General features: G+C 64.7%; 16 protein-coding genes and 1 pseudogene. 9 read left to right on the plus strand and 8 right to left on the minus strand.

Annotation, left to right across the window (positions count from 1 at the left end; genetic code table 11):
• Positions 1–218 precede the first annotated feature (218 nt).
• The gene (locus FIV42_RS24305; protein WP_141200205.1) at positions 219–1,568 is read left to right on the plus strand and encodes a glutamate--cysteine ligase; all 1,350 of its coding nucleotides are present in this window, start codon (positions 219–221) and stop codon (positions 1,566–1,568) included.
• Here FIV42_RS24305 and FIV42_RS24310 read toward each other — a convergent pair whose 3' ends face one another.
• The 3 genes from FIV42_RS24310 to tgt all read right to left on the minus strand — a co-directional run bounded on the left by FIV42_RS24310 (position 1,569) and on the right by tgt (position 6,071).
• A complete protein-coding gene (locus FIV42_RS24310; RefSeq protein WP_141200206.1) occupies positions 1,569–3,734 on the minus strand; it encodes a transglycosylase SLT domain-containing protein in 2,166 nt (721 codons plus the stop codon).
• Positions 3,735–3,985: 251 nt separating this feature from the next.
• A complete protein-coding gene (locus FIV42_RS24315; protein WP_141200207.1) occupies positions 3,986–4,417 on the minus strand; it encodes an acyl-CoA thioesterase in 432 nt (143 codons plus the stop codon).
• Between the two features lie 349 nt (positions 4,418–4,766).
• A complete protein-coding gene (gene tgt, locus FIV42_RS24320; RefSeq protein WP_141200208.1) occupies positions 4,767–6,071 on the minus strand; it encodes a tRNA guanosine(34) transglycosylase Tgt in 1,305 nt (434 codons plus the stop codon).
• Positions 6,072–6,261: 190 nt separating this feature from the next.
• Between tgt and FIV42_RS24325 the strand changes: the two genes are divergently transcribed.
• Both FIV42_RS24325 and FIV42_RS24330 read left to right on the plus strand, forming a co-directional pair.
• On the plus strand, positions 6,262–10,458 hold the full coding sequence (locus FIV42_RS24325) for a protein kinase domain-containing protein (protein ID WP_168210914.1): 4,197 nt from the start codon (positions 6,262–6,264) through the stop codon (positions 10,456–10,458).
• A 68-nt stretch (positions 10,459–10,526) separates the two neighbouring features.
• The gene (locus FIV42_RS24330) at positions 10,527–10,811 is read left to right on the plus strand and encodes a 4a-hydroxytetrahydrobiopterin dehydratase (RefSeq protein WP_141200210.1); all 285 of its coding nucleotides are present in this window, start codon (positions 10,527–10,529) and stop codon (positions 10,809–10,811) included.
• A 228-nt stretch (positions 10,812–11,039) separates the two neighbouring features.
• Here the strand turns inward: FIV42_RS24330 and FIV42_RS24335 are convergent, their stop codons facing one another.
• The 3 genes from FIV42_RS24335 to FIV42_RS24345 all read right to left on the minus strand — a co-directional run bounded on the left by FIV42_RS24335 (position 11,040) and on the right by FIV42_RS24345 (position 18,656).
• On the minus strand, positions 11,040–13,232 hold the full coding sequence (locus tag FIV42_RS24335; protein WP_141200211.1) for an alpha-ketoacid dehydrogenase subunit alpha/beta: 2,193 nt from the start codon (positions 13,230–13,232) through the stop codon (positions 11,040–11,042).
• Positions 13,233–14,068: 836 nt separating this feature from the next.
• A complete protein-coding gene (gene leuS, locus FIV42_RS24340; protein ID WP_141200212.1) occupies positions 14,069–16,663 on the minus strand; it encodes a leucine--tRNA ligase in 2,595 nt (864 codons plus the stop codon).
• A gap of 967 nt (positions 16,664–17,630) precedes the next feature.
• Positions 17,631–18,656: a M23 family metallopeptidase gene (locus tag FIV42_RS24345; protein WP_141200213.1), complete on the minus strand. Its 1,026-nt coding sequence runs from the start codon at positions 18,654–18,656 to the stop codon at positions 17,631–17,633.
• Between the two features lie 67 nt (positions 18,657–18,723).
• On the opposite strand from FIV42_RS24345, the gene FIV42_RS24350 reads away from it, so the two are divergent.
• Both FIV42_RS24350 and hemF read left to right on the plus strand, forming a co-directional pair.
• Entirely contained in the window at positions 18,724–19,941 is a 1,218-nt protein-coding gene (locus FIV42_RS24350; protein ID WP_141200214.1) for a hypothetical protein, read from the plus strand.
• 20 nt (positions 19,942–19,961) lie between these two features.
• Positions 19,962–20,867, plus strand: coding sequence for an oxygen-dependent coproporphyrinogen oxidase (gene hemF, locus FIV42_RS24355; RefSeq protein WP_141201398.1), 906 nt, complete (start codon positions 19,962–19,964; stop codon positions 20,865–20,867).
• Positions 20,868–20,985: 118 nt separating this feature from the next.
• On the opposite strand, the gene FIV42_RS24360 is transcribed toward hemF, so the two are convergent.
• Both FIV42_RS24360 and FIV42_RS24365 read right to left on the minus strand, forming a co-directional pair.
• The gene (locus tag FIV42_RS24360; RefSeq protein WP_141200215.1) at positions 20,986–23,616 is read right to left on the minus strand and encodes a hypothetical protein; all 2,631 of its coding nucleotides are present in this window, start codon (positions 23,614–23,616) and stop codon (positions 20,986–20,988) included.
• Between the two features lie 169 nt (positions 23,617–23,785).
• Positions 23,786–24,247, minus strand: a complete 462-nt coding sequence (locus tag FIV42_RS24365; RefSeq protein WP_141200216.1) for an LEA type 2 family protein — start codon at positions 24,245–24,247, stop codon at positions 23,786–23,788.
• A 261-nt stretch (positions 24,248–24,508) separates the two neighbouring features.
• Here FIV42_RS24365 and FIV42_RS24370 point away from each other — a divergent pair, with 261 nt between their 5' ends.
• The 4 genes and pseudogenes from FIV42_RS24370 (at position 24,509) to rpiB (ending at position 26,102) form a co-directional block, all read left to right on the plus strand.
• Entirely contained in the window at positions 24,509–25,117 is a 609-nt protein-coding gene (locus FIV42_RS24370) for a YceD family protein (RefSeq protein WP_141200217.1), read from the plus strand.
• 69 nt (positions 25,118–25,186) lie between these two features.
• Positions 25,187–25,372: a 50S ribosomal protein L32 gene (gene rpmF / locus FIV42_RS24375; RefSeq protein WP_141200218.1), complete on the plus strand. Its 186-nt coding sequence runs from the start codon at positions 25,187–25,189 to the stop codon at positions 25,370–25,372.
• 10 nt (positions 25,373–25,382) lie between these two features.
• Positions 25,383–25,589 (plus strand): annotated as a pseudogene (locus FIV42_RS31485) (phosphopantetheine-binding protein); the annotation flags it as partial.
• A 60-nt stretch (positions 25,590–25,649) separates the two neighbouring features.
• Positions 25,650–26,102: a ribose 5-phosphate isomerase B gene (rpiB, locus tag FIV42_RS31490; protein WP_390619681.1), complete on the plus strand. Its 453-nt coding sequence runs from the start codon at positions 25,650–25,652 to the stop codon at positions 26,100–26,102.
• Positions 26,103–26,128 lie beyond the last annotated feature (26 nt).

A 26,128-nucleotide genomic window follows, 5' to 3' on the forward strand; every position in this document is an offset into this window, starting at 1 on the left:
AATCGGGACGGAGGAAGAAGCTCGCGCGATGAGTGTAAACACGAGATGGCGCAGGCGAAAGTGTCCTCCCCCTTGTTGCGTTGGCAGTTGTGAATTCTGAAACGCTCGACTAGGTTCGCGCATCCTTGGAGTGCACTGTTTTCCCTCGCAGAACTCGCGCAACAACTGCTCGAAGCGATCTGATTGACCAACAAGCTTTACGAAACAAGTGGGTCCCGATGTCTCGTGATATGGATGAGAACCTGGCGCCGATCGAAAGCCGCGAACAACTCGTGGAGTATTTTCGCGGCGGCGAAAAGCCTTGCGCCCAGTGGGGCGTAGGTACCGAGCACGAAAAGTTCCTGTACCGGCGCAGCGATTACGAGATGGTCTCCTACGAGGAGCCCGGCGGCATCGGCGAAATGCTGGCGACCCTGGCGGACGAGCACGGCTGGGCGCCCTCTCTCGATCGCGGCAATATCGTCGCGCTCGAGAAGGACAGCGGCGCCATCACCCTCGAGCCGGGCGGCCAGCTCGAGCTGTCGGGGGCGGTCCGAAAGACAATCTTCGAGACGGCCGACGAGCTCGACGCCCACCTCGACCTCATCCGTGGACTCGTCGGCGACCGCCTGGCGATGGTCTGTTGGGGCCTCAATCCGTTCTTCGAGCCGCCCGACATCCCCTGGATGCCCAAGTCGCGCTACGCGGTCATGCGCGATTACCTGCCCACGCGCGGCGACTTGGCCCACTGGATGATGAAGCTCACCTGCACCGTGCAGGCCAACTTCGACTACGAGTCTGAAGAGGACGCCGCCGAGATGATGCGCACCGCGCTGCTCATCTCGCCGATCGTCTCGGCGATCTTCGCCAACAGCCCCATCAAGGCGGGTGAAGAGAGCGGCCAGCAGACCTACCGCGGTTACCTGTGGACGCGCACCGACCCCGATCGCACCGGCTGGCCCGAGTTCATGTACCGCGACGACTGGGGCTACGCCGACTACCTCGATTATATCCTCGACGTCCCGATGTTCTTCATCCGCCGCGAGGGCAAGTATATCGATAAATCGGGCGACTCGTTCCGCGAGTTCATCGAGCAGGGCCACGACGGTTACGACGCGACGATGGGCGACTTCGAGTTGCACCTGTCGACCGCCTTCCCCGAGATTCGCCTCAAGCGATTCATCGAGGTGCGCGGCGCCGACGCCGGCCCCCGCGACCACATGCTCGCCGTCTCGGCGCTCTGGAAGGGCATTTTGTACGACCACGCCTCACGCGCCAAAGCGCGCGATATCATCGGCGAGGTGACCCCCGAGCGCCACGCTCGACTCTTCATGGATGCCTACAAGGATGGCCTCGACGCCGAGGCGCCGCGTGGGCGCTTGCAGGAGCTCGCGCAGGAGTTGGTGAAGGTGGCTGGCGACGGACTCGACGCCATCGCCGAGGAGTGCGGGCACGACTCGGAGCGCGGCTTCTTGGCCCCGGCCGAGGAGATCGCCGAGACGGGCGTCACGCTCGCAGACAAGCTCCTCGCCGACTGGCGTGAGTTCGACGGTGATCGCAAGAAGCTCGTAGAGGAATGGGCGTTGTAGTCAATACCCCACCTCCTCCGGTATCTCGATATCCCGAGATACCGGAAACAGCTTGTCCAGAATCTCGCCGCGCCGCTCGGCGTCGTCTTCGTACAGGTACAGATAACGCACCATGTGCTCGGCGACCTTGCGGCAGTAATTTCGGCCCTCGTTGTAAGCAAACTCTTCGATGAGCCACGGGAACGAGGCGTCCGGGTTTTGCCGAAACCAATAGGCGACGATCTGCGGCCCGGAGTTGTAGGCCGCCGCCGTCGGCACGATGAGCCCGTCGAACGTGTCGAGCAGCTTCCTCAGATAGAACCCGCTGTAGCGGAAGCCGACCTCCGGGATGGGGAAGGTGCGAGGGTTGTAGGTCACGCCCAGCGCCTTGGCGACCTTGCGGGCGGTCTTCGGGATCATCTGCAGCGCGCCGACGGCGTCGGTGTACGAAATCTGGGCCGGGCGATACCGGCTCTCCTGACGCATCAACGACCACATCAGATCGGGCGGAAGGTCGAACTCTTCGGCGACCTCGGCGACCACCTTGGGATACGTGCGCGGATAAGCCATCGCCGCCTCGGGTGAATCCGGCTCGGGCGGAGCGGGCATCGCGGCAATGCTGCCTCCGGTGGAGACCTCCCACATGTGGTGGTAATTCTCGACGAAATGACCCAGGGCGTGAATCCAGGCGCGCCGCTGCTCGTCGGGCACCGCGCGCACGAGGTCGTCGTAAATCTCGTCGATCGCCCCGCGCGCCATGTGGTGCTCACCGAGCGCGACGAGCGCCTGAACGCGCTTCCAGGTGCGCTTCTCGGACGTCGACAGTCCACGAAGCTCGAAGTCGGAGACCGACTTCTTGGGCGCGTCGTCGAGCTTGCCGCCGTCGTCGGGCCACCACACCTTCGAGGCGCGCGGATCCTTGCCCTCGATACGAGCGCGTAGCTGCTCGCCGAGCACCGCGTAGTAGGTCACCGCGTAGGTCTCGCGCAGCTCGTCGAGCTTGGCGAGTGCCTTTTTGGTCTGGCCCAACTCGTTGAACGCGTGCGCCTGCCAGTACAGCGCCTTTCCCCACACCAGCATATTGCCGAACGCGCGCATCTCCTCGTACGTGTCGATGGCGTTTTGCCACTCGCCGAGCCGCATGTAGGTCCACGCCAAAAAGCCGTGAATATACGACGAGCGCGCGCTTTTGCCGTACCGCTTGATGTAGTTCTTGAAGCCCTCGATGGCCTTTTTGTTCTCGCGGTGGTCGTACGGCAACCAGCCCCGGTAGTAGTAGACCGACTCGGTATGTCGGCCACGCGGGTAGCGCTTGCGGTAGGTCGTCAGCGTCTCGAGCGCGTCGTCGTATCGCTCCTGGCGCATCTGGGCGCGGGCGACCTGGTAGAGCGACGCCTCGCGATAACGACCGTCTTTGGCGAGCTCTTTGAAGAGCCTCTCGGCCTCTTTGGGCTTGTCGCGCAGTTTGTTGAGCGCCAGGTGGGCCAGGTACCAGCGCGCGCTCTCTTCGTACTTCTCGTCGTCGAGCAGCGCCGTGAACTCTTCGCGGGCGTCGTGGTACGCCCAACTGTCGTACAGCGCGCGGGCGTGCTCGAAGCGTTGCTCGGCGTCGAGCTCGGCCACGGACAGCGCCAGCCCTTCGCGTCGAGTGGCCGGCTCGGCTGGATAGTCGGTCAGAAGCTTGTGAGCCGCCTTGGCGGCGCGACGCAAGTCCTTGTCCTCGCCGCGGGCGAGCGCCAAGTCGTGTTCGAGCCGCCAACGACGCGCCACGAAGAAGCGCTCCTCGGCCGACCGCCCGCCAAGGGCGCTGGCCGCCTCGTCGGCCTTCTCGATGGCGTCGGCACAGGCATCGAGCTTTCCCTGCAGCAACAAGAGCTCCCCGCGCTCGACGTGGGCGTACAGCCGGTCGAGCGCCCGCGGCGCAGTCTTCCCGAGCGCGCTCAAGGCTGCGATCGCCTCGTCGACCTCGCCCGCGTTGGCCGCCGCGTCGGCGAGCAGCGCGAGGCGCCGGTCGTCGGCGTGGGGGAGCTTTTCGAGCGTTTTCGCGAGTCTGTAGGCGTGCGCCGGGTCCTCGTCGACCAGCTTGCTGGCGGTCTTGTAGGTGTCCGCTTGGCTCTCGGGGAGGAGTTGGGCGTGGGCGGTGGTGGCCGTCAGGAGGAAGAGGGCGATGGTGGTGAATCTTAGCACGGATCTTTGGCGGTGAGGGGGAACGGGCGTGGGTATGGTAACTGGGGGGATTCATTTCGGAAAGTCTGGGTTTTCGTCGCCCCCCATCCGCCTCGCGCTAAACCGCGCGCTCGGCACCTTCCCCCCAGGGGAAGGGCTGTCCTTGCGAAAAGCTACGCGCTCAAGCCGCGCAAGGGCATCCCTTCCCCTCGGGGAAGGTGGCCCGCGCGTAGTCCAGCGCGGGTCGGAAGGGGGGCCCCAGCAAGCTGGGCCTACTCCTCCCGCAACACCTCAGCCGGCTTCCCCTCCTCATCCACCGCCACGAACACCACCTCCGCATCGGTCACCTGAAACAACTCGTCCCTTCGATGCCCGCGATGCGCCACCACCAGCACATGCACTGTTACGCTGGTGCGTCCGACACGCTCGGTGCGCGTATAAAAGCTCACCCAATCGCCCACCTCGACGGGGGCCACGAAATCGACCTCATTGATCACCTTCGTGACAACGTTGCGTCCGGCCGCAATGCGCGCCTCCTCACTGGCGGCGAGGTCGAGCTGGCTCAAGATGACGCCCCCGAAAATGGAGCCCAGGGCGTTGGTGTCTTTGGGGAGCATCACGACCCGAATGGCCGGGTCGGGGCGATAGCGCTCGAGCTTTTGCTCGAGGGACTCGGGATGGTACGTGACGTTCTTGCTTTCCATACGATTCGCAATGGCTTGGGTTGTTGGACCTCAATCCCCCCAGCTCCGCTACGCTACGCAGGGGGCTATCAAAGAGTGGATTCCGCCCTTCGGACTCCAGGTGGCGAGCGCCTCGGCCTACCCAACGCCTTCGTCACCTGAACATCTGGGCGATTCATCTCAAAAAGCAATCGTCTTGAGACGTGCAGGGCCCACAAATTGCAAGCTCGAAGAGCGTAACCCGCTTTGATAGCCCCATGCGTAGCGGCGCCTTTTGCCGCGGAGCTTGGGGAGGGCGTGCGAAAACCACATTCGCGCGCCTCGCAATTCATGGGCGTGCGCAAATCAAAAACTCGCGCAACAAAAAGATTCAATCATCCCCAAGATTCTTGATCTTCTCGATACGCCTGCGCGGCCCGGCGACCTCGTCGACCGGCTCGGTCTTCTCGAGGTTCTCGGCGATGTCGGTCGGCGGGACCACCGAGTGCTTGACGTCCCATCCGAAATCTTCCTGGTCGTAGCGGCCGTCGAGGTCGTCGAAGCCGAGCTCTTCCTTTTTGTCGTCGCTCAAGTACTCGTCGAGGAACGCCTGGCGGAACTTCTCGAAGCTTCCCTCTTCGATGGCCATTCGGATGGCGCGCATCATGTCCTGATAGAAAGTCACGTTGTGCAGCGTCATCAGCGCCGAGCCCAAGATCTCGTTGGTGTTGATGAGGTGGTTGAGATAGGCGCGGCTGAAGTTGCGGCAGCAATAGCAATTGCAGTTGGTGTCCAACGGAAACTTGTCGGATCGGTAGCGCGCGTTGGTCACCCGGAAGCGTCCGCGACGGGTGAACGCCACACCCGAGCGCGCATAGCGGCTGGGGATGACGCAGTCGAACATGTCGATGCCGCGGGCGACCGCCTCGACGATATCCTCGGGGTAGCCCACGCCCATCAGGTAGCGCGGCTTTTCTTTGATCATGCCCGGCTCGGTCTGGTCGATCGAGCTCATCATCAACTCGTGGCCTTCGCCCACGCTCAAGCCGCCGATGGCGTATCCTGGCAGGTCGATTTCGCGGGTCAGTTGCGTCGACAGCGCGCGCAGGTCGGCGTAGGTCGAGCCCTGGATAATGCCAAAGAGCGCCTGGTCTTTGCGCGAGTGCGCCTCTTTGCAGCGCTCGAGCCATCGGATCGTGCGGTAGACCGCCTCACGCGCATCCTGGTATTCGCACGGATGCGGCACGCACACGTCGAACGCCATGATAATGTCGGCGCCCAGATCCTCTTGGATCTGCATGCTCTTTTCGGGCGTGAGGGTGATCTTCTTGCCCCCTTTCTGCTCGAACTTGAAGGTCACGCCCTCCTCATCGAGCTTCGCCTTGGGCAGGCTGAAGACCTGGTAGCCTCCCGAGTCGGTCAGGATCGGCGCGTCCCACCCCATGAAATGGTGCAGCCCGCCCATCTTTTTGACGATCTTGGGGCCGGGCGAAATGTTGAGGTGGTATGTATTCGAGAGGCAGATCTCGCTGCCTGTCTCGCGCAGATCGCGCGGCATCAATCCCTTGACCGTCGCGCGCGTGCCGACCGGCATGAACGCAGGCGTGTTGAACGACCCGTGGGGCACGGTGACCTTGCCGCGTCGGGCGCGGCCGTCGGTGGTGTGGAGCTCGAATTGGAGGGGGCTATCGGTCATAGTCTTGGTCTCTTTGGGTTGATGTGGGGGCCCCACATCAGGCAAATCCGTTTATCTTGATTGAACGCAACTGGTTGCGCATGCGCAACCGGCCATGGTACTTATTGACAGTGTATGTGAATCATTGCAAACGCCGCCGGTTTCAATCCACGCGGGAGAGCGGTCGCGGCGTATTCGTCGAGCATCGATCATGAGTTCGGAGACACCTTCGCTGCCACAACCGGGTGACCTGATCGGGGGCCGATTTCGGATCCTCGAGCATCTGGGCACCGGTGGTTTTGGCACCGTTTACAAAGCCCTGCAGGAGAATGTCGGGCGCGAAGTCGCGCTCAAATTCCTGACGCCGGGCGTGGCCGAAGATCCGATCAACGTCGAGCGCTTCCGCCGCGAAGCTTATCACGTCAGCCAACTGCGCCACCCGCACACTATCACCCTTTATGACTATGGCCAGACCGAAGCTGGTTTGGTCTACATGGTCATGGAGATCCTCGACGGGGAGGCGCTCTCCGACATCATCCAGAATCACGGGGCGCTCGAGCCGCCGCGCGCCGCGCACGTCTTTATCCAGGTCCTCAAGAGCCTCTCCGAGGCCCACCGACGCGGGCTGGTCCACCGGGATCTGAAACCCGAAAATATCTTTTTGTGCGAGATGTTCGGCGAGCACGACTACGTCAAGGTGCTCGACTTCGGCGTGGCCAAGATGACCCTGATGGACGCCGATGACGACGACGGCGAGGAGACGCTCACCAAAGCGGGGCGCATCTTCGGTACGCCCATGTACATGGCGCCCGAGCAGGCGTGTGCCGAGCCGATCACTCCGGCGACCGACGTCTACGCGCTGGGCCTTCTGCTCTACGAAATTTGGACGGGCAAGCCGCCGGTGACCGGGCGCAACCGCATGGACGTGATCCACAAGCAGATCCGTGATCCGGTCCCGGAGCTGAGCGACGACTTCGAGAAGACGCCCGTCGGCCAGGTGATCCGCACCGCGTGCATGAAGGGCGTCGACCGGCGCTATCAGAACGCCGCCGAGTTGCTCGAGGCGTTCGTGAGCGCGTTGCGACAGATGAAAATCTTCCCGGCGCCCAAAGGCGGCACCTCGCCGGAGATCTCGGTGACCAGCTTGGTGCCCGAGGATGCGCCCGGCGACGATTCGACGCATCAGATGACGCCGCCCAGCGAGCTGACGACTCATCCGGCGCGGTCGGTCAACGAAAAAGCGCGTCCGGCCAAGCCCAAGGCGACGCCGCCGCCGGTGCCGCCCAGTCAGGCGAAGCCAGCCAATAATTCAACGCAAGCAAGCCCCAAGAAGTCCGCTCGCCCGCCGGCGCGCGGCCGATTGCGTCGGCGAAGCTCACAGGCAGGCTCGCGTACGAACTCGCAAGTCGGCGGCCGCGGCATGCGCCGCCAGCGCAGCCGCTCGCAGCCCGGAAGCCCGCGCTACCAGTTGCCGCTGTTGGGCCGAGAGGACGTCCTCGCCCAACTCACCGGCATCGTCGAGGACAGCGCAGCCGCCAAGAGCGGCCAAATTGTCCTCGTCGAAGGCGAGTCGGGCATCGGCAAATCGCGGGTGGTGCGCACCCTCGAAAAGCAGCTCACCCAGCAGGGCGTGGCCGTCTCCATCGGCCACTTTCGTCGCCGCTCACTCCCCATGGAGGCGCTGCGCGAAGCCCTGGCGGTCTCCTGGGGCGTGGCCCACAGCGAGCGCAAGGAGGTCGACCGCGTCATCCGCAACGACCTGAACTCCATCGGAGGCTTCTCCGACGAGGAAATCGCGTTCGTGGTCGACTTCGTGCGCCCCCCGGCGCTCGACGCCTCCCAGATGCCCACCTCCACCGAGGAGGCCGGAGCGCTGTTCGCGCGCCTCGAGCGTCTGCTGCTCAAGATCTCGGAGCAAAAGCCCTTCGTGCTCATGCTCGAGGATATCCAGTACGCCGACAGCGCCACGCTCAGCTTTCTGGAGTACCTGGCCGTCACGCTGCGCACCCAGGCGGCGCCCATCGTCGTCATGATGACGCTGCGCCCCGAGGAGCGCGGCTTCAACGGCGACGTCGAGCAGAGCCTGCGCACCATGAACGCCAATATCGGCGTGGGCTTCTCGCGCGTGCCCATCAAACGCTTGCGCGGACGCCATCTGGCCCGTCTCCTCGACGCCATCTTGCCGCTTCAGGCGCGCATCAAAGAGCGCATCGGCTGGCTCAGCCAGGGCGTGCCGCTGCACGCCATCCAGATTATTCGCTACCTGCGCAACGAGGGGAAACTCGTGCGCCAGGGGCAGCGCTGGGGCCTCAAAGAGGGCTCGCCGCGTGATATCAACCTGCCGCCCGACCTGATGGACCTGATGCACCTTCGGTTGCAGCAGGCGATTTCGGCGCACGGCGGGTCGTCCGATCTGCGCGCGCTACTCGAGTGGATGGCCGTGTTGGGCATGCGCACCCCGGTCGATCTCCTCGTGGGCGTGCTCGCCGCCACCGGCGACGTCGACGTCGAGCACCTCGACGACGCGCTCGGCGCGCTCGCCGACGAAGGCATCATCCACCAGACGCTGCACCGCAACCTGATGTGCGTCGAGTTCGACAGCAGCTTGTTGCGCGAGGCGCTCCTGGGCGATCTCTCCGATCGCTGGTCGAACCGCCGGCTGCACCAGCAGGCCGCGCGCCACAAGGCCGACTTCTACCGAGACAAGAATCTCGAGCTCCCGCTCGTCGAGATCGCCGACCACTGGCGACAAGCCGGCGAGATGGAGCGCTACCAGGACACCCTCTACGAGGCCGCGCGCCGCTCCAAGGAGCGCTTCGACACCCGCGGCGCCCGCGAGCGCTTCCGCGAACTTCTGGGCGTGCTCGAAGAGCAGGGCGATCGCAGCGACAAGTGGGTCCACACCCACCTCGCGCTGGCCGAACTCGCGCGACGTTTCGGTGAGTTCGGGCTCGCCGAGGACCACTACCGGCGCATCATCGCCGCGGGCGTCAAAGAGCGCCCCGAGGGCGCCGAGGCGCTGCGCGGCTTCGCCCACCTGCTCTTCGTGCAGCGGCGCATGCAAGAGGCCCTCGACTTCTACAAGCGCGCGCTGCAGGCGAGCCAGAAGAAGAAGGATGTCGCTGGTGTCGCCAAGGCGCTCGTGGGGCTGTCGCGGGTCTACCTGATGCGCGGCGACGCCAAAGAGGGCGCCAAGGTACGCGATCGCCTCGAAGAGATGCTCCCGCACCTCCCGCAGGGCGAAATCGCCGGGCGCGTGTTGCTGCACCTGGCCGAAGTCTCCCAGCGCCAGGGCGACCTGAGCGGGCGCTACGACTACCTGGTGCGTGCCCGCAAAGAGCTCGAGGACTCACAGGACCGCCAGGGCTTGAGCGACGTGCTCATCGCGCTGGGAAGCTCGTTGATGGACCCGGCGATGAACGCGCCCGACCGACTCCAGAAGGCCGGCGACGTGCTGCGCGAGGCGCTCGAGATCAAGCGCTCCATCGGCGACCGCCACGGCGTGGCCGAGACGTTCCGCTACCTGGGCCAGCTCGAGATGGAGCACGCCGATTTCCTGGCCGCCGAGAGCTTGCTGCAGCAGAGCCTCAACGTCCACGAGGCGCTGGGCGCTCCGTTCAATATCGGCGCCTCCCACAACGGCCTCGGCGTCGCCTACTTGCTCAACGGCGAGTTCGACGCCGCCGAGCACCACTGGGACCAGGCCATCGAGCTGTTCAAGCGCGTCGGCGACCAGATCGCCATCTCGCACACGATGCTCAACAAGGGCATCCTGGCCATCAACCGCGGCGACGTCACCCGCGCGCAGAGCCTGCTGCGGGAGTCGCGTCGCATCAAGGAATCCTTCGGCAGCAGCTGGGCGCTCTTCGACCTTCGCAACCACCTGGCCATCGCGGCGATGTGGCTCGGCGAGTTCGAAAACGCCGAGCAGATCCTCAACGAGACCCTCCAAGATGTCGACGAGCGCGGCACCGACGAAGACCGCACCGTCGCGCGCAGCCTGATCGGCCTGTTGCGCTGCTTCCAAAGCCGCCTGCAGCTCGCCGCCCTCGAACTGGGCCGGGCGCGTGCCGACGCCGAAGATCTGGGCATCAAGCGCGTGACCACCTTCTGCCAGGCCAACGCCGCCTTCTATTCGCGGCTGACCGAAGCGTCGCAGAATTTCGAGAACCTCATCGACGAAATCGGCGACGCCAAGCTCTTTCACACCCTGCATCGCGATATCTGGCTTTCCCTCATCGAGAATATGGCGCACCATGCGCTCGAGCAGGAACGCGGCCGCCAAGCCGTGCGCCTGCTGCGAACTGTGGCCGCGTTCCACAGCCGCCTCGGCGACCCGAATCGCGCCGACGCGCTGGAGCGACGCGCCCAGGAGCTTGATGCAGAGTTAGAGGCGCTTAGAACTTGAGCCGCACCGGCTTATCCCCACGACAATTGAATCCGAATCACCACTGCTAACTGTTTAAGGTAAACAGCATGGCCCCAGAACTACTGTCTGAAGAAGAGATCGAAGAGCGCCTCGAAGAAATCGAGGACTGGGAGTGGGTCGACGACTCCATCGAGCGGAGCATCGAATTCGAGAGCTTCATGGACGCCATCGACTTCATCAACCGTATCGCCAACCACGCCGAAGAAGCCGACCACCACCCGGAGATCTTCAACGTCTACAACACCGTCGAGTTATCGCTGACGACGCATGACTCGGGTGGGCTGACGCACAAGGATTTCGATCTGGCGGCGAAGATCGATCTCGAGGTGTGAGGGTTCTGCGGTTTCGCAATCCCTTGCTTCTCGCAGCGTCCCCTTCGCCTCGCAGACTGCGCGAGGCACTTCCCCAGGCGCAAAAAAACGCGCAGGGGAAGGGGATTGCAGGAAAGATGAGCTTTCCAGAGCTGCAATCCCCTCCCCAGCGCGTTTTCCAGCGAGAGGGGAGGTGGGGGCGAAGCGTAGCTGAGCCCCCGGAGGGGACCTCCCAGCAAGCAAGGGACCTCAATACTTATCCAACCACTCCACCGCCTCCGCAATATCGTCGATCTGCGGAAGGATCCGGTCCTCCAGGTCCGGGTGATACGCCACGAAGCTGTCCATGGCGGCCACGCGCTTGACCGGGCCGTCCAAGTACTCGAACAACTCGTCGCCGATGCGGGTGGCAATCTCGGTGCCGTAGCCCCAGCTCTTGCCGTCTTCGTAGACCACCAGCGCCTTGTTGGTCTTCTTGACCGAGTTGGCGATGGCGTCCCAATCGTACGGCTGCAGGCTGCGCAGGTCGATGATCTCGGCGTCGATGCCGGTCTTCTTGACCGCGCGGCGGCTGCGCTCGACGGTCGAGCCGTAGGTGATGATCGTCAGGTCGTTGCCCTCGCGCACCGTCTTCGCCTTGCCGAACGGGATGGTGTAGTCCTCGCCGGGGTTGAACGACTTGTTGTAGGTCTGACGGTACAGGTGCTTGGGCTCGAGGAACATGACCGGGTCCTCGCAGCGAATGGCCGTTCGCAACAAGCCGGCGGCGTCGGCCGCGGTCGACGGCATCACCACGCGCAGGCCCGGGATGTGGGTGAAGAGCACCGCGCCCGACTGGCTGTGATACGGGGCGCCGCCCTTGAGGTAGCCGCCGATGGGCACGCGCACCACCACCGGCGCGCTGAACGCGTTGTTCGAGCGCCAGCGCATGTTGGACAGCTCGTTTTTGAGCTGCATGTAGGCGGGCCAGATATAGTCGAAGAACTGGATCTCGACGACCGGCTTCAAGCCGCGGGTGGCCATACCGATGGCGCGGCCGATGATGTTGGCCTCGGCCAGCGGGCTGTTGAACACGCGGCGGTAGCCAAACTCGGACTGCAGGCCGTGGGTGACCTTGAAGACGCCGCCCTTGCCCTTGACCTCGCCCTCGAGCTCCTGCTTGGTCACGTCGGCGACGTCCTCGCCGAAGATGACGATGCGCGGGTCGCGGCGCATCTCGGTGCGCATCGTGTTGTTCAGAAGGTCGACCATCGTCTTCTCGCCGCCTTCCTCGTCCCACTGGGGCTCGACGTCGAACTCGTCGCTCGTGGGGTCGACGTCGGGGCTCCACACGTAGTCGAGCACCGTGTCGGGATGCGGGGTGGGCAGCTCGAGCGCCTCGTCGACCGCGTCGCGCACGGCCTGCTCGACCTCGGCTTTGACCTCTTCGACGCCTTCTTCGGTCAGGATGCCCTCGGCGACGAGGAACTCGGGGAAGGTCTTGATCGGGTCCTTGGCCGCCTCGGCCTCACGCTCGGCGTCGGGCTTGTACATCTTCTCGTCGTCCGACATCGAGTGGCTGTAGGGGCGGATGACGTGGGCGTGCAGAAGCGCCGGGCCCTTGCCCGAACGGGCGTACTCGACGGCCTTTTTGGCCTCGACGTAGCTCTCGATGGGGTCGCAGCCGTCGTACTCGGTGATGTAGAGGTTCTCGAAGCCGGCGCAGGCCTTCGAAATCGAGCCGCCGTGGACCTGCTCGGTGCTCGGCACGCTGATGGCGTAGCCGTTGTCCTCGACCATGAAGATGACCGGAAGCTTGTAGGTCGACGCGGTGCCGATCGCCTCCCAGAACTCACCTTCGCTCGACGCGCCGTCACCGATGGAGACGTAGACCACCTCGTCGTCTTTGTAGAGGTCGGTCTTGTCCTTGAGCTCGTCGACCTGGCTCATGATGCGGCCGACTTCGGCGGCGCCGGCGGCCTGCAATTCCTGGGTGCCGGTGCACGAGGACTGGCTGACGATGTTGAGGTCTTTGTGGCCCCAGTGCGCCGGCATCTGGCGGCCACCGGAGTTGGGGTCTTCGCTCGAGCCGACGGCTTCGGCCAAGACTTCCAGCGGGGTCATACCCAACGCCACGCACAGGGCGCGGTCGCGGTAGTACGGGTAGAACCAATCGTAGCCCGCCTTCATCGCCTTGGCTGCGCCCACAAGCGCGGCTTCGTGGCCGGCGCCCGAGATCTGGAAATAGATCTTTTGCTGGCGCTTCAGGTTGATCTCAGCGTCGTCGAGCTTTCGCGAGGTATACATGTCGCGAAAGAGCTGGACCAACTCGTCGGGGCTCAGCCCGCCGTACTTGTCGGTCGATGCACCGTCGCCCGCAGGGGCCTTCGCCTCGCCGCCGGCGCCGTCATTCGCCTTCGCCTGGATTTCGTCTGCCGAACTTCCCTCGATATTCGTCGCCATTTTTTGCCTCTTCCCGCCTTATGATTGTGCGGCGCGCGAGGATGCTCCGTACCGCTGTGAGGGCCCAGTTTCGCAGGAATCTGACGCCCTTACGGATTCTCGACACACGCCTGAAATCGAGAAATTTGTCTTCCGGAAGGAAGTGTTAGCACAGGCGTTACGCGCGGGACAAGGGAGGGAAATAGGGTGTTGGCGTGCTTCTTGTATGACGCGCTGCGTTATCGGCGTTCCTTGCTTGTCGACGCGTCCCCTCCGCCTCGCAGAAGACGCTCGGCACCTCCCTCGCGCGAACGACGCGCGGGGGAGGGGGATTGCAGGAAAGGAATGTGATTCAGACGCGCAAAAAACACCCCGTGGCGTTGCGCACGGGAAGGAGCCCCTCGCCAAGCTGCCACATGTCAAACTTCGGACGCTGAGGGGCACTCGCAGCGAAAGAAGGTTCGGTGCGTGGGCATCTTGCCCTCTTAAGCGAGCGCTGGAAGCACTCGCACCGAAAGACGACAGCGCGATGTGTTCGGTGCGTGGGCATCTTGCCCTCGTAAGCGAGAGCTGGAAGCACTCGCCCCGAAAGAAGGTTCGGTGCGTGGGCATCTTGCCCTCGCCAGCGAGAGCTGAAAGCACTCGCCCCGAAAGAAGGTTCGGTGCGTGGGCATCTTGCCCTCGCCAGCGAGAGCTGAAAGCACTCGCACCGAAAGGGGATTGCAGGAAAGGAAACAGGTCCAGACGCGCAAAAACCTCCCCGGGCCGTCGTTCAGGCCTCGGGGAGGTGTCGGCGCGGCGTAGCCAAGCCGACGGAGGGGCCCCGCCAAAAAGCAAGGGACTGCAAACTCGAAGAGTCAGTTCGCCACGAAGTTCAAGATCCGACCCGGCACCCAGATCACCTTGCGAATCGTCTTGCCCTCCAGGTGGCGCTCGACGTTGTCTTCGGCGCGGGCGGCCGCCACGGCGGTCTCCTCGTCGGCGTCGACGGGCACTTCGATCACACCGCGCACCTTGCCCATGACCTGCACGGCCACCTCGACGGTGTCCTCTTTGGTCAGCTCCTCTTCGTACTCCGGCCAGGCCGCGTTGGCGACCGACGGCTCGTTGCCCAGCTTCTCCCACAGCTCTTCGGCCGTGTGCGGGGCGTACGGGGCGACCATGACGGTCAGCGCCTCGAGGGTCTGCTTGCTGACGTCGTCCTGTTTGTACAGGAAGTTGACGAACTCCATCATCGCCGCGATGGCGGTGTTGAAGTCCAGGTTGCCGGTGTCCTCGGTGACCTTCTTGATGGTCTTGTGCAGCTCGCGCTGCTCGTCGCCCGACGGCTCGTAGTCGAGCACGTTGTCGCTAAGCTCGCCGTCCTCGCCCACCGTCAGGCGCCAGATGCGCGACAGGAAGCGGTGCACGCCGTTGACCCCGCGCGGGTCCCACGGCTTGGTCTGCTCGAGCGGGCCCATGAACATCTCGTAGAGCCTGAGCGAGTCGGCGCCGTAGTCTTTGATGACGTCGTCGGGGTTGATGACGTTGCCGCGCGACTTCGACATCTTCTCGGTGAGCACGTCGAGCTCGATGTCGTGCTCGGGGTGCATCGGGGTGTCGTTATCCCAGCGCACGTCGGTGGGGGCGATGACGCGCTCCCTTTGCGCTTCGACCTCGCCGTCGTAGCCGACCATGCTGAACGGCTCGCCGTTCTCGTCGACCGCGTACCGGTAGGTGCGTCCCAGGATCATGCCCTGGTTGACCACCCGCTGGAACGGCTCTTTGGTGCTGACGACGCCCACGTCGTACAGGACCTTGTGCCAGAAACGCGCGTACAGAAGGTGCAGCACGGCGTGCTCGGCGCCGCCGACGTATAGGTCGACGGGCATCCAGTATTTTTCTTTCTTCTCGGCCCAGGGCTCCTCGTCGTTGTGCGGGTCGAGGTAGCGCAGGTAATACCAGCACGAGCCGGCCCACTGCGGCATGGTGTTCGTCTCGCGGCGCGCGGTCATGCCCGACTCGGGGTCGACCGTCTCGACCCACTCGTCGATGGTCGCCAAGGGCGACTCGCCGGTGCCGCTCGGCTCGTATTTCTCGACCTCGGGGAGCTCCAGCGGCAGCTGCTCTTCGGGCAGCGGCACCGTCTCGCCGTCGTCGCGGTGGATGATGGGGAAGGGCTCGCCCCAGTAGCGCTGGCGGCTGAACAGCCAGTCGCGCAGCTTGTAGTTGATGGTGCCCTTGCCCTTGCCCTCGTCCTCGAGCCACGCGGTGATCTTCTTTTTGGCGTCGGGGACCGACAGGCCGTCGATCAAGCCGGAGTTCACCAACTCGCCGTCGCCCGTGTAGGCCTCCTCCTGGACGTCGCCGCCCGAGACGACCTCGCGGATCTCGATGTCGTACTTTTTGGCGAACTCCCAGTCGCGTTCGTCGTGGGCGGGCACGGCCATGATGGCGCCGGTGCCGTAGCTCATGAGCACGTAGTCGGCGACCCAGATGGGGATCTTCTCGTCGTTGACCGGGTTGATGGCGTACGCGCCGGTGAACACGCCCGACTTCTCCTTTTGGAGCTCGGTGCGCTGCAGCTCGCTCTTCATGGCGGCTTCTTTCTTGTACGCCTCGACTTCGAGCTTGTGCTCCTCGTCGGTCAGCTCGTCGACCAGCGGGTGCTCGGGCGACAGGACCATGTAGGTGGCGCCGAACAGGGTGTCGGGACGTGTGGTGAACACGCGGATATTGGCCTCGAGCCCGTCGGCCGACTCCGGGTCGACCGCGAAGTCGACCTCGGCGCCCTTCGACTTGCCGATCCAGTTGCGCTGCATGTCCTTGAGGTGCTCGGGCCAGTCGATGTCGTCGAGATCCTCGAGCAGGCGGTCGGCGTACTCGGTGATCGCCAGCATCCACTGGCGCATCGGCTTGCGGATGACCGGGTGGCCGCCGCGCTCGCTCTTGCCGTCGATGACCTCTTCGTTCGCCAACACCGTGCCCAGGGCGGGGCACCAGTTCACAGGCACCTCGGCCACATACGCCAGACCCTGGTGGTACAGCTGCAAGAAGATCCACTGGGTCCACTTGTAGTAGCCCGGGTCGGTCGTGTTGATCTCGCGGTCCCAGTCGTAGCTAAAGCCCAGCGCCTTGAGCTGGCGCTTGAAGGTCGCCACGTTCTCGGCGGTCTTGACCGCCGGGTGGGTGCCCGTCTTGATGGCGTATTGCTCGGCGGGAAGCCCGAACGCATCCCACCCCATCGGGTGGAGTACGTTAAACCCGCGCGCCCGCTTGTAGCGCGCCACGATGTCGGTGGCCGTGTACCCCTCGACGTGGCCCACGTGTAGGCCCGAGCCGGACGGGTACGGAAACATGTCGAGGACGTAATACTTGGGCTTGCTCTCGTCGGCCTCGACTTGGAAGGTCTTGTTCTCCTCCCAGAATTTCTGCCACTTCGGCTCGATCTCTTCGGGCTTGTAGTTCGACATGGTCTCTTCTGTATAGGTGGTTGGTTCTTGGTTCTTGGTTCTTGGTGTGGGCTATCCGCAGCGTGTCGAACAAGCCATCGGCAGTGGTTCTTGGGCGCCATCGACTCTCCAACTCGCGATGAGCATCGACGGGATGGAACCAAAAACCAAAAACCAAGAACCGTGGCGAATCAGCGCCAAGTTTCGAACGGCGAGGGCTTTACATGAGCCACAAAACGTACGTTGACGTACTTAGAACAAGGTGCCCCGGGCTTCAAGTCTAGGCGCGCGTTCTCCCGGGACTCCCTCCGGTCGCCCCGGGCTACCGAGGCCTTCGTTTCGCTTCGCTTCACTCCGGCGCGGCGCCAAACTACGGCGCCTTGGTAGGTCCCGTGGACACGTGTCGGTGAGACCACCAAGGCGCCCGCCGTTGGGGCGCCGCGCCGAGCGCCGTTTGCGAGGCCTCGGTAGCCCCGGGGCGACCGCAGCGAAGCGGAGGGAGTCCGGGGAAAGAGCGCCCCAAGAATCTCGAGCGCCCGTCGCCCCATGATAAACCCCGCGCCGTCGCGGGGAAGACGCCGCGCGCGCTACGAGGACGTCGCGCGCGCCGCAAGGACGGCGAGCACGCTACGGGGACGATGGACGTCGAGGGAAGGACGGCGAGCGCGCCGCAAGCGCGGCGAGTGTGCTGCAAAGACGATGGACGTCGCCGCAAGGACGGCGAGCGTGCTACGGGGACGATAGACGTCGAGGGAAGGGCGGCGAGCGCGCCGCAAGAACGGCGAGTGTGCTGCAAAGACGATAGACGTCGCGGGAAGGACGGCGAGCGCGCCGCAAGGACGATAGACGTCGCGGGAAGGACGGCGAGCGCGCTACAAGGACGCAGACTTCGCGGGGACCCCCTGCGAGTTTGCTGCGACCCCCTGCGAGCTTGCTACGACCCCCTGCGAGCCACCCACCAAGACCCAAGACCGCGCCGCAGGCGCGATCACTCCCAGACCTGCACCTTGTAGCTCCACGCCCACCCGGGCGCCAAGCAATCCTTGTCGGCGCCGGTGATCATGAACCAGTAGGTGCCCGCCTCGAAGCGTTTGGTGGGCCATTTGATGCGCGCGGAGAACTCGCCGTCTTCGTCGACGGGGACGCATTCGTCGATCCAGCTGCCGCCGTCGATGAGCTTGCGGTGGATGGCGATGTTGGGGTGGTCGCCGTGGTAGGTGCCCTGGACGAGGTGCGACTGGTCGGGGTCGTCGATGACCGCGGGGAGCTCGCCGTCGAGGATGACTCCGTGGTGGGCGAAGGCCTCTTTGGGGATCTGCGAGAAGCCCCGGTCGCGGCATTGGGCGCGGATTTTGTTCTCGGAGGTGTACTCGGTCTCGGGGACCACGAAGCCGTAGCCGCGCTCGCGCGCCTCCCAGATGCGCACGGGCACGGTGTGGCGGGTGGAGTCGGTCAGCGCGAAGTGCAGGTGCGGGCCGCTCGAAAAGCCGGTGTTGCCGCACAGGCCGATGACCTGGCCGGCGCAGACCTGCTCGCCGGGCTCGACGAGCGCGCCCAGCTCGCGCAGGTGGTAGTACTCGGAGTAGGTGCCGTCGCCGTGGTCCAGGATGACGTAGTTGGCGTCCTCGACGCACGACGGATCGGGGCAGCCCTTGTCGCTGTCCTCGCGGATCGCCCACACCCGCCCGCTCTTCGAGGCGGTGATAGGGGTGCCCTCCTTGCAGCGGTAGTCGATGGAGAAGGCCAGGTCTTCTTTGTGGCTCAGGTAGCCGTGGAAGCCCTGCATGACCTTCGTCTTGAAACCCTCTCTAAATGGGATATGGTGCAGCGGCGCCCGCTGAGTCTGACATTTGCCGCGCGGCCCGAGCTTGGCGCCGGCCATGCACACCGGCGTGGAGCCGAAGCCCGTGCAGCCCGAGGCCGCCACCACGGCGGCGAGCACGCAGAGGGCGAGCGCATAGAGGGCCGGCAGCGGCGTCTTCGGGGCGATGTTGTCGGCGGAATGTGTACGCATCGAACGGCGTTGCGTGGGCGTGTTCTAGGTTTGTGGATCTTGCTCCCTCCGACCGACTGAGTCAACTGTGGATCCCATCATCGTCCTCATCATCACGCTGATCGCGCTGAGCGGCGGCGGCGCCGGAAGCGCGGCGGTGATGATCCAGCGCCGCAAGCGCCAGCTCGCCCTGCGCGAGGCGGTGCTCGAGAAGGTCGACCACGCCGGCCGGCCGCTCTCGCTGTTCGACGTCTTCTGGGACCTGGGCGTGAGCGACTACGCCCTCGCCCTGATGGACCACCACGGCATCTTGCCGCGGGCCCCGCAGGACTTCGAGAAGGCCCACAGCGTCCTGGACGACCTCATCGAGGCCCACGGCACTTACACCGATTTTCTGGAGGACAACCTGGCGGCCATCCAGGAGTTCTACCGCGACCACCGCCAGACCGGCCACCGCCGAAAGATCCCCACGCTGACCGTGCGCGACCGAAAGCTCTTGCCCGGCGGGCGCCGCCAGAAGGGCGCCGGGCCCAAGGGCGACTCGACTGCACTTGTGCGCAAGGGCGAGGAGATGCCCGCGGTGGTGGGCGAGGTGCTCGACGACGAGGAGCGCGAGCAGGCCGAGCGCGAGCTGGGGCTCGTGGTGCACGGCTCGGTCGACGACCGGCGCGTGTCGCGCGAGGACCTCGAGCCGCTTCTGATGACCGTGAGCGCCGACGAGCAGATGCCCATCGGGCGCGGCGTCGACGTCGACGAGGCCTCCAAGCAAGATTGGCTGGCGACGGTCAAGAATATCTTCGACGGGCGCTTGACCGACGAACTCAAAAAATGGTGGGAGTTTCGCTCGCTGCGCGCCGCCAAGTCGCGCCTCGACGAGCAATTCGCCAAGTTCTACGACTTCTACGCCGACCTCGCCGGTGAGCGTCCCGACTTCTACGAGATGCTCTACGACACCACCAAGCGCTGGCGGGGCGAGGCCGACCGGATCGACGACCTGTTGTCCCAGAAGCCGTGGCGCCGCGAGCCGTTCGCCGACTGCGCCGAAGTGCTCGTCTTCGAGGCGCGCCGGCTGGCCAACCAGCTCGCCCACCGCGCCAAGCGCAACGTCGACGACACCGTCGAGCGCATCCACGAGCACGCCCGCGACGGCGACAAGGCGATGGCGGGCTACCTATTGTATTTGAATCACCACGCATTCTTCGCCGGCCGCGCGCCCCAGTACGGCAAGTACGTCGAGCGCATCGAGCGGCAGGCCTATCGCGTCCAAGAAGAGCTACGAAAACTAAAAAAGGAAGGCCAACTGTGAGCTTCGACGTCCGCAAAAAGATGACCGACCTCGTCTTCGGGGTCCAAGACGATATCACCACCGCGCTGGCCGAACTCGACGGCATGGAGTTTCGCGAGGACGAGTGGGAGCGCCCCGGCGGCGGAGGCGGCCGAAGCCGCGTGCTCCAGGAGGGCAATATCTTCGAAAAGGCCGGCGTCGGCGTCTCGGTCGTCGAGGGCGAGCTGAGCGAGCAGGCCGCCCGCCAGATGGGCGGCGGCGGCCACATCGAGGACCTGTCGTTCTGGGCCACAGGCGTCAGCCTCGTCATCCACCCGCACAACCCGATGGCGCCCACCGTGCACGCCAACTACCGCTACTTCGAGCGCGGCGACGGCTCCGAGCCCGGCTCCTGGTGGTTCGGCGGCGGCTCCGACCTGACCCCGGCGTACCTGTTCGAAGAGGACGCCGAGCATTTCCACCGCGTGCACAAAGAGGCCTGCGACAAGCACCACCCCGACTTCTACCCGCGCTACAAGAAATGGTGTGACGAGTATTTCTACATCGAGCACCGCGAGGAGGCGCGCGGCGTGGGCGGCATCTTCTTCGACAACCTGCACGAGCCCCTGGGCGACGAGGAGACGGCCACCGAAGACCTGTTCGGGTTCGTGAGCGACTGCGCCCACGCCTTCTTGCCCGCCTATATGCCGATTATCGAGCGCCGCCACGACATGGACTTCGACGAGGGGCACAGAGAGTGGCAGCAGATGCGCCGCGGCCGCTACGTCGAGTTCAACCTGGTCTACGACCGGGGCACGAAGTTCGGCCTGCGCACCAAAGGGCGCATCGAGTCTATTCTGATGAGCCTGCCGCTGACCGCGCGCTGGGAGTATGCGCCCGAGCTCGAGGAGGGGTCGGAGGAGGCGCGCCTCGTTGATGTGTTGAAAAACCCGAAGGATTGGCTGTAGGCCGACCCGACCCGATGGCCTCATCGGTGAGTCTGCGAAAAAAGACGCCCCCGCAGGATTGAGTCACAATCCTGCGGGGGCGTCTTATTAGGTGGGAAGCCGGGCTAGGCGTTACTACTTACGGGCTGAGCGTATCGTAGATGATCACGACGCGCTCGCCGGCGACCCCGTTTGCCGGGTCTTCGAGCTGCGGGCGAGCCGGGCCGAAGAAGGCGACGCTGTTGGTCTCGGGGAAGTAGTCCCAGCCGTCGGTGCGGCTTCGGCTGACGGCCTGTCCACCCACGTACACTCGAAGCGAGGAGGCGATGGGCGAGCTCGGCAGCGTGTAGTTCGTCGCCCGCGCCGCGGCCAGGTCGAGCATGTGGTCCAAGATCGGCTCGAGGCTCTGGCACAGCGAGCCGTAGGCGCCTTGGATGGAGGCGGCCAACTGACGGTAGGAGGCGGCGTCGTAGTTGCCGCAGCTCTGACCGTCACCGACCAGCGAGACCGGGATGGTCTTGCCGCCGAAGTAGGAGACGAAGTCGCTCATGAGCTGGCTGCCGGTCGGGCTGGTGAGCGGGTCGTTCTGGAAGGTCTGAGCCTCCTCGTCGCTCAAGTAGATCGAGATGACCTCGGCGCCGGTTCGGATGGGCGTCGCCGACTGGCTTCCCAGCATGTCGGTCAGCCCCTCTTTGGTCACCTTCAACCCGAATTCTTCGTAGCGGTTGCCCGTCCAGTTGACCACCTGTTGCACTTCGGCCTCGAAGTTGGTCTGCGAGCGGTGCCAGCCGCTGGAGTTGAGCAGCTGGCCGTTCTGGGCGTCGTCCATGGCGGTCACGCCCATGCGCCAGTCGAAGCCCATCGTGGGCAGCCGCGAGAAGAAGCCGGCGTAGACGTTTTGGAGGCGCGAGTAGTCGTCGGACATCGAGCCCGACTGGTCGAGCACCCAGTAGAACTCGACCGGGGCGCGGCCGGTGAAGGTGCCGAACGTCTCGCAGTGGTTGGTCGGGGTGGCCGACGCGGCGGTGAGCGCCGTGGTGTCGACCGCGTTTTTGGCGAGGGCGCGCAGCCCGGGGTTGGCGCCCAGGGTGGTCGCCTCGGTGACGGTGGCCAAGACGATCGCGCCCTGGGTGCGCTGGACGACGGTCAGATCGACGCGGAACTCGGTGCCGCTGGGTCCGTTGGGCGTCGGCAGGTTGGCGACGTCGGTGGCCACGAAGGGGCCCATTTCGGCGAGCAGCGTGTCTCGCAGTTGACCGGTCGTCATGGCGCTGGCGGTCTGGAGCATGTAGTGGCCGCGCGCGGCCAAGAACCCGTCGTGGGTGGTGAACTCTCCGAGCGACCAGTCTTGGGCGAGCGTGCCGTGGTTGGTGAGGCGCTGGCGACGCAGCTGCAACATTTCGTTGGCGTCGGCGCCGAGAGCTGCGGTGTCGGCGACCACGAAGCCGAGCACCTCGGAGTTGGCGTCGCCGAAGGCCGCAGCGCCCAGCGAGCTGCCGGAGGTGTCGTTCAATTCGACGAATTGGGTGTAGTCGACGTCGAGGGCGAGCGCCCAGTTGCCCGCGCTGCTCGATTGGGTCTGGTAGGCGCCGGTGATGGTGCCGCTGTTGTTCGTGCACTGGGTGACGAACCAGCGGTTGGCGTCTTGGACGCCGTCGTTGTAGGTCGACGCCTGGGTCGGGTCGAGGCCGTAGGCGACCTCCTCGGCGTCGTCGAGGCCGTCGCCGTCGGTGTCGGCCAGCAGCGGGTCGGAGGAGTGGACCACGACCTCGTCATAATCGTTGAGCCCGTCGCCATCGGAGTCGGCCACGCTCGGGTCGGTGCCGGCCTGGGCCTCCTCGCCGTCGAGCAGGCCGTCGCCATCGCCGTCGGCGACCAGCGGGTCGGTGCCCGCGGCGATTTCGTCGGCGTCGGTGGCGAAGTCGTTGTCGGTGTCTTCGGAGAGCGGGTCGGTGCCGTGAGTGTTGACCTCGGCGCCATCTTCGAGGGTGTCCCCATCGGTGTCGACGGCCGCCGGGTTGGTGCCGTGAGTGTTGACCTCGGCCGCGTCGTCGAGGCCATCACCGTCGGTGTCGGTCATGGTGGGATCGCTGGCGTGCGAGTTGATCTCGCTGCGATCGTCGAGGCCGTCGCCGTCGGTGTCGGTCATGGTGGGGTCGGAGCCGTGGTCGTTGACCTCGGCGCCGTCGTCGAGGCCGTCGCCGTCGGTGTCGGTCTGCAGCGGGTCGGAGCCGTAGGTGTCGACCTCGTCACCGTCGCTGACACCATCTTGATCGGTGTCGGCTTCGAACGGGTCGGTGTCGTGGACGTTCAACTCGTCGCCGTCGGAGAGGCCGTCGCCGTCCGAGTCGGGATCGAGCGGGTCGGTGCCCTCTCGAAAGATCTCGGTGTGGTCGTCGAGGCCATCGCCATCGGTGTCGGCCGCATTGGGGTCGGTCCCGCGGGCCACTTCGTCGCAATCGTTGATGCGGTCGCCGTCGGAGTCGGCGGCGGGGTCACACTGCGGGTCATCGGAGGTGTCCGAGCCGGCGTCTTGCTGGCCGGTATCTTGCTGCCCAGTGTCCTGCTGGCCCGTATCTTCTTGCTGCCCTGCATCTTGTTGGCCGCCCGAATCCGTCTGATCGGTGTCTTCGCCACCGGCGTCCGGATTGTCGTTGTTGGGCGCCTCGAGGAACTCACAGGAGCCTTCGACGCAGATGCGGTCGAGCTTGCAGTCCGAGTCCTTGACGCAACCCTCCTCCGAGTTGTCCGACGTGCACGCGGCCGCCATTGGGACGACCAAAAGAAATATCGCTAATACGCTCTTCCACGTAGCCATGAGTACAACCTCCAAAAAATTACATGTATCCGCTGGAGGTCACTGTAGCATGTGCAAGGTTGGAATCGAACGGTGGTGCGTGACATTTATGCAACCGGCTCGCAGACGCCGAGGCGCGCGCTCAGCGAATGGGATTGTCCCAGCGACCGGTCTCGGCAAAATCGAGCGCGAGCGGCCCCGCCGGCGACTGGAACTGCGCGGTGCCGTCGAGGTCCCAGTCGATCGAGCGCGCGTTGACCACGCGGCCGGCGATCGAGCCGACGTCCTCGAAGCGCACGCGGATGGGCATCTTGACGCGGGTGGTGCGCTGGGCGGGCAGGGTCTTGTCCATGCGGGTGGTGCCGGCGCCCACGCGCGTATTAAACAGGCGCAGGTTCCAGTCGACCTGCTCGAGGGGCAGGACGAAGGGGTTGGGGTTGTTGACGTCGAAGTAGACGTCGACGGTCAGCCCGCTGAGCTTGACGCTGTCGAGGCGAGCCGAGCGAACGCTCACGCTCGGATAGGCGCAGCTCGACAGGGCGACCAGCGCGGTGAGCAGGAGCGTGCAGGCCCCGAGCAGGGCAGGGCGGCTGAGAGTGTTCATCGACTTCTCCGGCAATCGTTTGGTCTGGGATTTCGCGGGGTTCGCCCCGCGGAATTTACAATGTCCGCGACTGTTCGACTAGTACGGACGTCCGCGCGGGGCGTTTGATTCAGTTGCCCGATTCATTGGCTGGTTCGCCCACCTGGCCGCTCTGCGCACTATGGTTGACAGAGCCGGGGGCCATCTGTAGGTTTACGTGCTCATTGCGCCGCTCAAAAATTTTTGGGCTGCGCGAGCATCGAAGAGAGAGACGTAGGACTTATGTCTGCATTTCAGATTGAATTGCACGAGCTCGAGAACGGCGCCGTCGAAAAGGCGTTCCGACCGAGCCGCGAACAACTCGAGGAGCTCTTTGCCGGAGTGGAGGACGATTTTCGTATCCTCGACGCCGAAGGGTTCGCGGCCGATGTGCGCGCACAGATGGCCGACTCGACGGTCCACGTCTCCGGCCACGTCGAAGGCGGCTTCGTCTACGATTGTGGGCGTTGCCTCAGCGAGCGTCAGTTCCAGGTCGACACCGACGTCGATTTCGTCTTGATGTCTGAGAGCGAGTGGTCTAACGCCTACGCTGGCGAAGAGGAAATCGCGCTGCGCGAAGACGAATTGGACGTCAGCTACTACGAGGGCGAGACGCTCGACCTCGGCCAGTTGATTCGCGAAGCGGTGTTGCTCGAGCTTCCGCCGTTTCCGAATTGTCCGGACACCTTGCGCGAAGAGTGCGATACCCTCTATGAAGAGCGCATCGGCGAAGAGACCGTCGAAGAGCTCGAAGAGCAGAAGGTCGATCTTCGGTGGGGCCCGCTCAAGAACCTGAAAGTCACCGACAGTGGCAAGGTCAAGCAGGTCGACGACAAGAAGAATAAAGATTGAGGCGGCTCGTCCTCGGACGGGCCCATACACGTTGATTCAACAAAAGCTAGCTGTTTCAAGGAGAAAGAGATGGCAGTCCCGAAAAAACGCAAGTCGCAGGCCAAAACGCGTTCGCGCCGTTCGGCCAACATGAAGATGAAGGCGCCGCGCTACCAGCGCTGCCCCGAGTGCTTCGCCCCCAAGCGCACCCACCGCGTCTGCGGCGAGTGTGGCTACTACAACGGCGAGCAGATCATCGAGGTCTGGGAGTACTGAGCTTTAAGCCATGTCCACCGAGTCCAAAGTCATCCAGGTGGTCGCTCAAACGCTGGAATTGTCGCAAGACGAGGTCAGCACGAGCGACCGCTTCATCGAGGATCTCGGGGCGAACAGTCTCGATATCGTGAACTTGATCTGGCGTATCGAGGAAGCGTTTTCGCTCCCCGAGACGCCGGAGTCCGTGCTCGAGGAGATCGAGACGGTCGGGGATCTGGTCGGGCTGGTCGCCAAGACCCGCTCCGACGAGGCCTTTGAGGCTTCGGAGGTCGCCGATCTGGTGATCGCTTCCGACCACGCCGGCGTCGAGTTCAAGGCGATGCTGGCCGATTGGTTGCGCGAGCAGGGCAAGACGGTCGTCGACCTGGGGCCCGCCGAGGCCCAGTCGGTCGACTATCCCGATTTTGCCGAGCTGCTCGCCAACAAGGTCGCCGGCGGCCACGCCGACAAGGGCATCCTCATCTGCGGCTCGGGCATTGGCATGTCCATCGCGGCCAACAAAGTGCCCGACGTGCGCGCCGCCCTGGTCACCGACCCGCTGATGGCGTCGCTGTCCCGGCAGCACAACAACGCCAATGTGCTGTGCCTCGGCGCGCGCATCATCGGCGAGGAGTTGGCCAAAGCCTGCGTCGACGCGTTTCTGACGACGGATTTCGATCCCGGCGATGACGGCCGGCATCAACGTCGCGTCGGTCGCATCGCAGAGATTGCCCGTCAGTCCTGCAAGTAGCATGTCGAGCGCCGTCAGCCGGCGCT

Origin of the sequence: Persicimonas caeni (assembly GCF_006517175.1) — a bacterium.
GTDB lineage: Bacteria > Myxococcota_A > Bradymonadia > Bradymonadales > Bradymonadaceae > Persicimonas > Persicimonas caeni.

Excerpts from the sequence above, each read along its gene's own strand:
- FIV42_RS24360 (WP_141200215.1), bottom strand. The coding sequence starts at position 23,616 with ATGGCGGCCGCGTGCACGTCGGACAACTCGGAGGAGGGTTGCGTCAAG.
- FIV42_RS24365 (WP_141200216.1), bottom strand. The coding sequence starts at position 24,247 with ATGAACACTCTCAGCCGCCCTGCCCTGCTCGGGGCCTGCACGCTCCTG.
- FIV42_RS24315 (WP_141200207.1), bottom strand. The coding sequence starts at position 4,417 with ATGGAAAGCAAGAACGTCACGTACCATCCCGAGTCCCTCGAGCAAAAG.
- leuS (WP_141200212.1), bottom strand. The coding sequence starts at position 16,663 with ATGTCGAACTACAAGCCCGAAGAGATCGAGCCGAAGTGGCAGAAATTC.
- FIV42_RS24325 (WP_168210914.1), top strand. The coding sequence starts at position 6,262 with ATGAGTTCGGAGACACCTTCGCTGCCACAACCGGGTGACCTGATCGGG.
- hemF (WP_141201398.1), top strand. The coding sequence starts at position 19,962 with ATGACCGACCTCGTCTTCGGGGTCCAAGACGATATCACCACCGCGCTG.
- FIV42_RS24345 (WP_141200213.1), bottom strand. The coding sequence starts at position 18,656 with ATGCGTACACATTCCGCCGACAACATCGCCCCGAAGACGCCGCTGCCG.
- tgt (WP_141200208.1), bottom strand. The coding sequence starts at position 6,071 with ATGACCGATAGCCCCCTCCAATTCGAGCTCCACACCACCGACGGCCGC.
- rpmF (WP_141200218.1), top strand. The coding sequence starts at position 25,187 with ATGGCAGTCCCGAAAAAACGCAAGTCGCAGGCCAAAACGCGTTCGCGC.
- FIV42_RS24305 (WP_141200205.1), top strand. The coding sequence starts at position 219 with ATGTCTCGTGATATGGATGAGAACCTGGCGCCGATCGAAAGCCGCGAA.
- FIV42_RS24335 (WP_141200211.1), bottom strand. The coding sequence starts at position 13,232 with ATGGCGACGAATATCGAGGGAAGTTCGGCAGACGAAATCCAGGCGAAG.
- FIV42_RS24370 (WP_141200217.1), top strand. The coding sequence starts at position 24,509 with ATGTCTGCATTTCAGATTGAATTGCACGAGCTCGAGAACGGCGCCGTC.
- FIV42_RS24330 (WP_141200210.1), top strand. The coding sequence starts at position 10,527 with ATGGCCCCAGAACTACTGTCTGAAGAAGAGATCGAAGAGCGCCTCGAA.